Raw genomic sequence first — 10,132 nt, forward strand, 5'->3', positions numbered from 1 at the left:
TTTTTTCACCTAGTCCATCTAGTCAGGAGCGTTCCCGTGGTCAATTCACCCCAATGTTTATTAGTCGGGTCTTTGGAGCCCTACAGCGGCAAGTCGGGGATTATTCTCGGTTTGGCTCGACTTTTGCAACAACAGGGGATGGCGATCGCCTACGGCAAACCCATTGGCACGGCCATGACGAAGGCAGCGGTGGCCCTAGAGGAAGCGGACATTGAATTTATTAGCCAGAGTTTGGAGTTGGCACCAGCCCAAGTGCGTAAACCCCTGGTATTTTTGGACGAAGAGACCATTACCCGACGCCTCCAAGGGCAAGACCAAACTAACTATGCTGAAGCTCTGCAAGCCTCTATTCAGGATCTAACAGCGGATTTGGTTTTGTTGGAAGGCCCAGGCAATCTCTGGGAAGGTAGTTTGTTCGGGCTTTCCTTTTCCGAATTAGCAGCCAAAATTAACGCAGCGGTGCTGTTGGTGGGTCGCTACCACTCTCCTTTGGTGGTGGATGGGCTGCTCAAAGCTCGACAGACCTTGGGAGATAGCCTCAAAGGGGTGGTAATAAATGATATTCCCCTAGAAGCCCTGCCGGAGACGAAGGACTTGGTCAAGCCTTTTCTGGAAAGTCATGGCATTGCTGTGCTCGGCCTATTGGCGGAAGACCGTTTACTCAGAAGCGTCAGTGTGCGGGAACTGGCCCATCAACTGAATGCCAAAGTTCTCTGTAGTGAAGAGCATCTGGATTTGATGGTGGAGAGCCTCACCATTGGAGCGATGAACGTCAACTCTGCCCTGGAATATTTCCGTCAAGGGGAAAATAAAGCTGTGGTCACCGGTGGCGATCGTACTGATTTACAATTGGCCGCCTTGGAAACCTCCACCAGTTGTCTAATTTTGACTGGCCACGCCGGGCCCCAACCCCTTATTATCAGCCGGGCCCAGGATTTAGAAATTCCCATTCTCTCTGTGGACCAAGACACCCTGACCACCGTGGAAATTGTGGATCAAGCCTTTGGCAATGTGCGCCTCCAAGAACCGGTTAAGGTGCAATGTATCCAACAATTGATGGCCACCCATTTTGATCTCCAAGCCTTCCAAGAAATCATGGCCAAAGATTAGTCTGGTCTATTTTTTATTTGAAGTCTGTCGAAAAAATCCTAGTTTGCCCCTAAATCCCTCCATACTAAGGAACTTTTCTCTAGTCTCCCCCCAAGCTTCGGAGCACTGAGGGGCTGTTAAAACAATCTTTTGGGAGCGGTGTTTGGGAAAGTTTTCTGATTAACTGTAGGCCGTGTTTATTTCTGCCAATCTGAGCCTCAGGCTACAGTGGTTTTCGGAAAATTTGTGCAATCGAAACTGCTTCATCATGGGTAAATAAATAATCCAAAAAAGCCTGAGCAACAATGGATAATTGCTTCGATTTTTGATAAACAATATACCAATGCTTTTGTAGGGGAAATCCTTCCACGTCTAGCACGGCTAGGGGACCATGAACTCCCTCCAATGCCAGGGAATACAACGATAAAATGGAGATTCCCAGGCCCCCATAAACCGCTTGTTTAATGGCTTCATTGCTACTAATTTCCATCTCTACATTCATCTGTAGGCGATTTTCATTGAAAAATTCCTCCACTGCCATCCTAGTTCCTGAACCGGACTCCCGCATGATCAAAGGTTCCTGGATTATTCTTTCCAAGGAAATTTTCTTTTCATTGACCAATGGGTGCTGACGGGAGGCAATGACCACCAGGGGATTTTCTAAAAAGTGACGGATATTAATATCAAGATTTGACGGTGGTTTACCCAAAAAGTATAGGTCGTCTAAATTATTGGCTAGGCGGTCTAAAATTTGCTGACGATTGCCAATCTGTAGAGAAATGGAAATACCGGGATATTCTTGACGGAATTCTCCTAAAAGTCGTGGTACAAAATATTTGCCAGTGGTAATGGTGGCTAGGCGCAGGTTACCTTTTTTTAATCCCTGGAGATCGGCGATCACCTCCTGCAACTGATCAAGACAAAGGCCAATGTTTTCACTGGCTTGTAAAACCGCCTGCCCCGCTTCGGTCAAATAAATTTTTCGGCCAATTTGTTCATACAGCGGTACCCCGATCGCCTTGGTGAGTTGCTTCATCTGCTGGGAAACGGTGGGCTGGGTCAGGAATAACTCCTCCGCCGCTTTGGTGAAACTCCCCGTTCTGGCGATCGCCGCAAAAACCTCAAATTGGTGGAGGGTGGCATTTTTCATAGTGGCTCACATTTATAGATTACTTCTATAGATTACATAAAAAAATGGGTATTTATCTATTTTCAGGATTCCTTAATAATCTAAACATTCAAGTCCCCTTGGATTAGTCATTGTCCTCGGGCAGGCAGTCTAAAGCGTCCCCTGGTTTACACAGCCTAGGAGTCCCAGTACTCTTCCGTAAACCGGGGATATCCATGGCGCTTATTCCATTTTTCTGTCTGCCTTTTTTCATAGAAAATATCAATCAAAGTTATGGGATCATTCAATCGACGTAAATTTTTGCTCACCTCAGCGGCCTCTGCCACAGGGGCTTTATTTCTGAAGGGTTGCACGGGCAATCCCCCCGATCCCAACGCCGCCGGCACTGGCACTAGCCCTTCCCCCCAAGCGGCCGGGGATATCAGCCCAGAAATGATGCCCGAAACCCCCAATATTAAACTGGGCTACATTCCCATTGTGGAATCCGCTCCGTTGATCATTGCCCAGGAAAAGGGTTTCTTTGCCAAATATGGCATGACCGGGGTGGAAGTTTCTAAACAAGCCAACTGGGCCTCCGCTAGGGACAACGTCACCATTGGTTCCCAGGGGGGAGGTATTGATGGCGGCCAATGGCAAATGCCCATGCCTCACCTGATTACGGAAGGGATCATCACCAACGGCAACAAGGTGCCCATGTATGTCCTGGCGCAATTGATTACCCAGGGAAATGGTATTGCTGTGGCACCAATGCATGAGGGCAAAGGAGTAAACCTTGATATCTCCAAAGCGGCAGACTATATCAAAGGTTTTAACAAAACCAATGGCCGCAAATTTAAGGCCGCCCACACCTTCCCCAACGTTAACCAAGATTTTTGGATTCGTTACTGGTTTGCAGCCGGGGGTGTTGATCCCGACACCGACATTGACCTTCTGGCTGTGCCTCCCGCGGAAACAGTTCAGGGTATGCGCAACGGCACCATGGACGCTTTTAGTACCGGAGATCCCTGGCCCTATCGCATTGTGACAGAAAATATTGGCTACATGGCGGCTTTAACTGCCCAAATTTGGCCCTATCACCCAGAAGAGTACCTCGCCATTCGAGCGGATTGGGTAGATAAAAATCCCAAGGCAACCAAAGCATTGCTGAAAGGAATTATGGAAGCCCAACAGTGGATTGATGATCCCCAAAATCGTCCTGAAGTTGTCCAGATTGTATCCGGCAGAAACTATTTCAATGTTCCCCCCACCATTTTAGAGTCTCCCTTCAAAGGTCAATACACCATGGGAGATGGTCAGCCGGCCATTGATGATTTCCAAAAAGGTCCCCTCTACTGGAAGGACGGCATTGGCAATGTTTCTTATCCCTATAAGAGCCATGATTTATGGTTCCTAACGGAGAGTATGCGCTGGGGTTTCCACAAAGATGCCATTCCTGATTTCGATACAGCTCAAAAGATTATTGACAAGGTCAACCGGGAAGATATATGGCGAGAAGCGGCAACGGAAGCAGGGTTTACAGCCGACATTCCTAGCAGTACTTCCCGAGGCGTAGAAACCTTCTTTGATGGCATTACCTTTGACCCGGCTAATCCATCGGCTTATCTGCAAAGTTTGACAATCAAAAAAGTCTAACTAGCTATCAATTAAGCCATTTCACTGTTGATGATTAATCCATTACTATCAAGGAGACAATAATGACCACTACCATTCCCCAAAGGAAAAATCGGGCTACGGGGACCAATCCCTTACAAAAGTTTTGGCGCAAGCGTCGGGGCGATATTTTGCCCCCCATAGTCGGAATTTTAGGCTTTTTGTTGTTGTGGCAATTAATTTCCACGGCGGGTCTAATTAAACTTCCTCCCCCTAGTAGTTTGTGGACAGATCCCCGTACCCGTACCCTGTTAATGTATCCCTTTTACGACCGAGGGGGGTTGGATAAGGGGTTGTTTTGGCAAACCCTAGCAAGTTTGGGGCGGGTAGCCCAGGGCTATTCCCTAGCAGCCATTGTCGGCATCAGCATGGGAATTTTGGTGGGGACTCAACCCTTGGTAGATAAGGCCCTTGATCCGATTTTTCAATTTCTGCGCATGGTCGCTCCGTTGGCTTGGGTTCCCATTGCCTTGGTAGCTCTGCAGCAGAATCAACCGGCGGCAATTTTTGTTATTTTTATCACTTCAGTGTGGCCGATTTTAATTAATACGACGGAAGGGGTAAAACAGATTCCGCAGGATTATATTAATGTGCGCAAAGTATTGCGTTTGTCTCCCCAAAAGTTTTTCTTTAAAATTCTTATTCCCTCAGCACTACCTTATATTTTTACCGGCTTACGTATTGCCATTGGCTTAGCTTGGTTGGCAATTATTGCAGCGGAAATTGTGATGTCGGGCATTGTCGGTATCGGCTTTTTTATCTGGGATGCCTATCAACAGAACTACATCAGCGAAATCATCTTGGCAGTGTTTTATATCGGTGCGGTGGGTTTACTCCTAGACCGGGGCATTGCCTATCTCCAAAAGTTAATTGCCCCAGGACAGTAACAAACTCGCTGACCCCAGGAGGTTAACAATTTGCCTTGGAGAAAAAAAGAGACCATGAGCTTTTTTATTCACCGCTAACCATACACGATCAAAATTAGAGGAATTCATCGCAATGAAACAACATCGATTCACTTGGCTCGCAGGATTTGCCACCGTTACTAGCCTAACCACATTCCCTGGTTCCGCTGGGGCTCAGATGCTGTACGAGGATGTCGATCCCATGGCAATTACTCCAGTGCAGGAACTGACTACCTTGCTGGACCAGCCCATGGGCCAAGTGACATCGGTTTCGGAGTTGCGGGATGTTCAACCGACGGATTGGGCCTATGAAGCCTTAAAGAGTTTAGTGGAGCGTTACGGTTGCATTGTGGGTTACCCCGATCGCACTTTCCGCGGCGATCGAGCCCTAAGTCGTTGGGAATTTGCCGCTGGGCTCAATGCCTGTATGAATACCATGGAGCGGTTACTGCAAGAAAATGTAGCTGTGATCAAGGCGGACATTGAGAAGCTCCAACGGTTAGCCCAAGAGTTTCAGACAGAGCTGAGTGCTTTGGGGGCCAGGATAGATAACCTGGAAACCCGCACAGCCTACCTGGAAGACCATCAATTTTCCACCACCACTAAACTGAATGGGGAAGTGATTTTCTCCATCAGTGGTGCCACCGGAGGAGAACCGGACGCCGACTCTGCCCAGATAGTTTTTAACGATCGGGTGCGCCTAAACCTAACCACCAGCTTTACCGGCAAAGATGCCCTGATTACGGGGCTACAGGCCTACAACTTTACCGCTGGCAATCCTATTACCGGGACAGGGAGTGTGGCGGAAACCCTCTTTCCCAATGATGCCTCCATCTTGGGTGAAGGCATGACCAGTTTCAACTATGAACCTCAGTTTGCTGGTTTTAACCCTCAAAATCTCCAACCCAGCTGTGGCAATAACAGTGTCTGTCTGTACAAATTGCTCTACATCACCCCGGTAGCAGATAATTTCACCGTCTTTGTTGGGCCCAAAGCGGAAGTCACCGATGCATTTCCCACCATTGTCCCCTTTGCCAGTGAAGGACAGGGCACTCTTTCCCGGGCTTTCGCCATCAACCCCGTACTACGGGTCTCAGGGGGAACCACAGAAACGGGCTTAGCTTCGGCCGCTGGCTTCATCTACAAACCCAATGATGTGGTAGATTGGCGGGCACTTTATGGCTCTGTCAACGCTGCTATTCCCCAAAATGAAGGTTTTCCCGGTACGCCCCTCGGTGCGGGTCTATTCAACGGCAGTTTTGTGGCGGCAACGCAATTAACCCTTTATCCCACCGAAAATCTGGATCTTGGTTTGAACTATGCCTACAGCTACCACCAGATCAATATTTTAGGTACGGGACTGACAGGGGCGGCGGCAGGAACTCTCGGGGGTTTACCGTTGACAACCCCAGTTAACGTTAATTCCGTAGGTGCGACCCTAACTTGGCGCATTAACCCCAGCATTTACTTCACCACCTATGGTGCTTACTTTATGGTGGATCAAGCTAACAGCGGTTCTGCCTTTACCAATCTTGCTAGTTGGATGGCTGGGCTTTATTTCCCCGATGCCTTTGCGGAGGGCAACACGGCGGGTTTGATGTTTGGTCAACCCCTCACCAGGGTTGGGGCCGGTAATGGAGCAACGTTAACACCTGACAATATCAGCAACCGGGCGATTCCCTACCAAATTGAAGCCTTCTATAACTACAAGATCAACAACAATCTCAGCATTACCCCCGGTGCGTTTGTCATTTTCAATCCCGAAGGCGACTCCAGTAATAGTACAACCGGGGTCTTTGCCCTACGAACGACGTTTACGTTTTAACCGCTGTCGCCCCAGTATTTTGTCCCTTTAATCAATTGTTTGAGTCGCTATGAGCCTTTTTGTTGCTGTTGACAATATCGATAAGGTTTTTTCCCTCACAGATGGGGGGCAATACGTCGCCCTCAAGGGAATTAATTTGGAAATTAAAAAGGGGGAATTTGTCTCCCTGATTGGTCACTCCGGCTGTGGCAAATCAACTCTACTCAATATGATTGCCGGGTTGGATTTGCCCAGTGAAGGCATTGTTACCCTGGAAGGTAAGCGGATCAAGCAGCCCGGGCCGGACAAGATGGTGATTTTCCAAAACTATTCTTTACTGCCTTGGTTGACGGTGAAGCAAAATATTGCCCTCGCTGTGGATGAGGTCATGAAGGGGGCACCGGCGGCGGAACGTAAAGCCATTATTGAGGAACACATTGATTTGGTGGGCCTAGGCCAGGCGGTGGATAAACGACCCAGTGAATTGTCCGGGGGCATGAAACAACGGGTGGCGATCGCCAGGGCCTTGGCCATTCGACCAAAATTATTGCTATTGGATGAACCCTTTGGGGCGTTGGATGCTTTGACCAGGGGCAATTTGCAAGAACAATTAATGCGCATTTGTGAACAATACCAAGTCACAGCGGTCATGGTTACCCATGATGTGGATGAAGCGGTGTTGTTGTCGGATCGGATTGTGATGTTAACCAATGGCCCTGGGTCTAACATTGGCGGCATTCTAGAGGTGGATATTCCCCGCCCCCGCAAACGCATGGAAGTGGTGGAACATCCCAGTTATTACAGCCTCCGCAGTGAAATTATTTACTTCCTCAATCAGCAAAAACGGATTAAAAAATTACGGGCCAAAAAAACCACGGCGATCGCCAGACATGGGCTGGAGAAAGTCAATTTGGAATTGGGCTATGTGCCCCTAGTAGCCTCTGCGCCCTTGGTAGTGGCCCGGGAAAAGGGCTTTTTTACCAAGCATGGCTTAGATGAAGTTAGCTTAGTGCGGGAAACCAGTTGGCGGGGCATTGTGGACGGTATCGCCGGGGGCTACCTAGATGGGGCCCAAATGCCAGCAGGTATGCCCACCTGGCTGACAGCGGGGGGTTATCGGGAACAGTCCATTCCCGTGGTCAGCGCTTTGACCATGACCCGCAACGGCAACGCCATCACCCTCAGTAAAAAACTGTACGACCAAGGCATTTACACCGCTGAGGATTTTCGTCAACTCCTATTGGCCTCCGACGGCGATCCCCACACCCTGGGCATGGTCCATCCTTCCTCCATGCACAACTTGTTGTTGCGTTATTGGCTGGCGGCCCACAACATTAACCCCGACCGGGATGTACATCTCAAAACCATTCCCCCAGCCCAGATGGTAGCGGATCTGAAGGCGGGTACCATTGATGGCTATTGTGTCAGTGAACCTTGGAATTTGCGGGCCTCCATGGAAGGAGCTGGGTTTAGCATCGCCACCGATTTGGAAATTTGGCAAAATCACCCCGGTAAAGTTTTGGGAGTGCGGGAAGATTGGGCGATCGCCCACCCTAATACCCACGTGGCCCTGGTGAAAGCCCTGTTGGAAGCCTGTGCCTACTGCGCTGACCCCAACCATGAAATGGAAATTCGGGAACTTTTGGCCACCCGTCAATACCTAAGCACCAATATTGATTATATCCACCTCGGTGATCCTGAAGGTCGCACCTGTAGCCTGGGCAACCCTGTGGAGTACTCCCACCATCTTTTCTTTGGCGATCAGGTCAATCGTCCTATTCGCACCGAACATCTCTGGATGATGACCCAAATGGCCCGCTGGGGAGAAATCCCCTTCCCCCGCAACTGGGTGGAGATTTTAGAGCGGGTTTGTCGAGTGGGAGTATTCAGTACCGCGGCCCGGGAATTAGGTTACGACGTCAACTATCAACGGCAACCCATCGCCCTCTTTGACGGAGAAGTGTTTAACGCCGATGACCCCATTGCCTACCTGAATCAAACCATCATTCATCGCAACTTCACCATTGCCGAAGTGCACCTCAATAACCCCACCCCAGCGCCGGTTTTTGCCTAGGTTCTGTCCCCAGATCCACGCCCATGACCCCTGATTATTCCTCGACAGCTAACTATGAAAACCTTAAATACCAACCGACCCATGTCCACTCCTACCCCATTGGATGGTCCCACCGCCCCATTTTTGACCATTGAAAACGTTTCTAAGGTGTACCCCACCGCCAAAGGCTCCTACACGGTGTTAGAAAATGTCAACCTCACCGTTGATGAAGGGGAATTTATTTGCGTTATTGGCCACTCCGGTTGCGGTAAATCGACCCTGCTCAATATGGTGTCCGGTTTTGCCAACCCCACAGAGGGCTCTGTACAGGTAGGGGGAAAAACTATTAGTGAACCCGGCCCTGACCGTATGGTGGTCTTCCAAAACTATGCCCTGCTACCTTGGTTAACTGCATTAGAAAATGTCTACATTGCGGTGGATGCTGTCCACCCCAAAAAAACAGAAGCAAAAAAAAGGGCGATCGCCAAGGATCATCTTGCCATGGTGGGGTTAACCGATGCCATGGATAAAAAACCGGGGCAAATTTCCGGCGGGATGAAGCAAAGGGTTTCCATTGCCCGGGCCCTGGCTATCCGCCCGGAGGTGTTGATTTTGGATGAACCCTTTGGGGCGTTAGATGCCATTACCAAGGAGGAATTGCAGGAAGAATTACTACAAATCTGGAACGATCACCGTTGCACCGTTTTGATGATCACCCACGACATTGACGAAGCCCTTTTCCTCTCCGATCGCCTGGTGATGATGACCAATGGGCCCCACGCCAACATTGGGGAAATTATGACCATTCCCTTTGCCCGGCCCAGGGATCGAGACCGGATTATGGAAGACCCCACCTATTACCAGTTGCGTAACTACGCCCTCGACTTTCTCTATAATCGCTTTGCCCACGACGATGTGGCTTAGAAAGTTATAGGCAAGGCACCACTCCCAAATTTCGCAGGCCAGTTCCCCTGCTTTTTGGGAGTGAGGTGGATCCCAACACTGAAGTTCAGTTCGATGACTGAGAAACTAGGCATTCCACTCCGTCCAAACCCAGTAACTGTCGAACATCATCCGCAGTGAGAGGGGCTAATTCCAATTCTTTAACATCTGCAAACTTGTTAGCTAAGTCTATATTTGATTGAAATGCTTTTGTTAGTGCAACAAGCCCCAAGGTCATAATTTGAATCCTGGCATCCTTCTGTCTAATTTTAAGGTTAGGAATAAGATTAGTTAGGGTTGTGTTAACTGATTCACGATTTTTGCTTATTCCTTCACCAAAACTAGACCACTTTCCACGAATAATTGCAAGTATCTCTCTCCTTTCCAGATTGTTCTTCAAAACTTGCTCCTTCAGATCAGGGTTTGCATCTAAGGGCATTGTCTGCTTAGGGAGTGAGAGCTAGAATTGTTACGCAGTATAAGGTTGAAAAAAATGAACTGTATCTATTGTGAAAGTGAACGGGTAGTGAAAAATGGAAGAAAGAAGCTGAAGACGAGAC

General features: G+C 48.9%; 8 protein-coding genes. 6 read left to right on the plus strand and 2 right to left on the minus strand.

Annotated features, from left to right (window positions below; all coding sequences use genetic code 11):
• Positions 1 to 36: 36 nt before the first annotated feature.
• Complete coding sequence (locus IQ217_RS15215) at positions 37 to 1,110, plus strand: DRTGG domain-containing protein (RefSeq protein WP_190599563.1); 1,074 nt, start codon at positions 37 to 39, stop codon at positions 1,108 to 1,110.
• Positions 1,111 to 1,312: 202 nt separating this feature from the next.
• Here the strand turns inward: IQ217_RS15215 and cmpR are convergent, their stop codons facing one another.
• Positions 1,313 to 2,239, minus strand: coding sequence for an HTH-type transcriptional activator CmpR (gene cmpR / locus IQ217_RS15220; RefSeq protein WP_194020593.1), 927 nt, complete (start codon positions 2,237 to 2,239; stop codon positions 1,313 to 1,315).
• Positions 2,240 to 2,491: 252 nt separating this feature from the next.
• Between cmpR and IQ217_RS15225 the strand changes: the two genes are divergently transcribed.
• The 5 genes from IQ217_RS15225 (at position 2,492) to IQ217_RS15245 (ending at position 9,554) form a co-directional block, all read left to right on the plus strand.
• On the plus strand, positions 2,492 to 3,850 hold the full coding sequence (locus tag IQ217_RS15225) for a CmpA/NrtA family ABC transporter substrate-binding protein (RefSeq protein WP_194020594.1): 1,359 nt from the start codon (positions 2,492 to 2,494) through the stop codon (positions 3,848 to 3,850).
• Between the two features lie 62 nt (positions 3,851 to 3,912).
• Entirely contained in the window at positions 3,913 to 4,755 is an 843-nt protein-coding gene (gene ntrB / locus IQ217_RS15230; RefSeq protein ID WP_190599566.1) for a nitrate ABC transporter permease, read from the plus strand.
• Positions 4,756 to 4,867: 112 nt separating this feature from the next.
• The gene (locus tag IQ217_RS15235) at positions 4,868 to 6,598 is read left to right on the plus strand and encodes an iron uptake porin (RefSeq protein WP_194020595.1); all 1,731 of its coding nucleotides are present in this window, start codon (positions 4,868 to 4,870) and stop codon (positions 6,596 to 6,598) included.
• Between the two features lie 49 nt (positions 6,599 to 6,647).
• Positions 6,648 to 8,651, plus strand: a complete 2,004-nt coding sequence (locus IQ217_RS15240; protein WP_194020596.1) for an ABC transporter ATP-binding/substrate-binding protein — start codon at positions 6,648 to 6,650, stop codon at positions 8,649 to 8,651.
• Positions 8,652 to 8,705: 54 nt separating this feature from the next.
• Positions 8,706 to 9,554, plus strand: a complete 849-nt coding sequence (locus tag IQ217_RS15245; protein ID WP_194020597.1) for a nitrate ABC transporter ATP-binding protein — start codon at positions 8,706 to 8,708, stop codon at positions 9,552 to 9,554.
• A gap of 85 nt (positions 9,555 to 9,639) precedes the next feature.
• Here IQ217_RS15245 and IQ217_RS15250 read toward each other — a convergent pair whose 3' ends face one another.
• Positions 9,640 to 10,011, minus strand: coding sequence for a hypothetical protein (locus IQ217_RS15250; RefSeq protein ID WP_194020598.1), 372 nt, complete (start codon positions 10,009 to 10,011; stop codon positions 9,640 to 9,642).
• Between the last annotated feature and the right edge of the window lie 121 nt (positions 10,012 to 10,132).

The organism is Synechocystis salina LEGE 00031, from assembly GCF_015207985.1.
In the GTDB taxonomy this organism is placed as follows: domain Bacteria; phylum Cyanobacteriota; class Cyanobacteriia; order Cyanobacteriales; family Microcystaceae; genus Synechocystis; species Synechocystis salina.